This window comes from Salmonella sp. NW722, assembly GCF_051702785.1.
Lineage (GTDB): Bacteria > Pseudomonadota > Gammaproteobacteria > Enterobacterales > Enterobacteriaceae > Salmonella > Salmonella enterica.
Map to the genome: position 1 here is coordinate 1 of NZ_JAMMIN010000031.1, position 316 is coordinate 316.

1 protein-coding gene is annotated in these 316 nt (G+C 67.7%); it reads right to left on the reverse strand.

All coding sequences use genetic code 11. The annotated features are described in order from the left end of the window. Positions 1–11: 11 nt before the first annotated feature. The coding region (locus NA330_RS23210) for a biotin/lipoyl-containing protein (RefSeq protein ID WP_438792996.1) at positions 12–316 on the reverse strand (305 nt) is incomplete at its 5' end.

The following is a 316-nucleotide window of genomic DNA, read 5'->3' on the forward strand; positions in this document are numbered from 1 at the left end:
TCAGTTCTCCGTTACGCCAGCGTCATCAGGGTGTCGCCCACGGAGACCGCGTCCCCGGACTTCACCGCGATACCGCGTACCGTCCCGGCCTGCGCGGCGCGGATTTCGGTTTCCATCTTCATGGCTTCCAGAATCAGCAGCACGTCGCCTTCGGCCACGCTCTGGCCCTCGGTGGCAATCACCTTCCAGATGTTGCCCGCCAGCGGGGCGGTGACCGGGGTGCCGGCGCCTGCCGGGGCGGCAGCCTGAACCGGTGCGGAAGACGGGGTGGCAGCAGTGAGCTGGCTGATATCGCCGCCGTCGCTGACCTTCACCA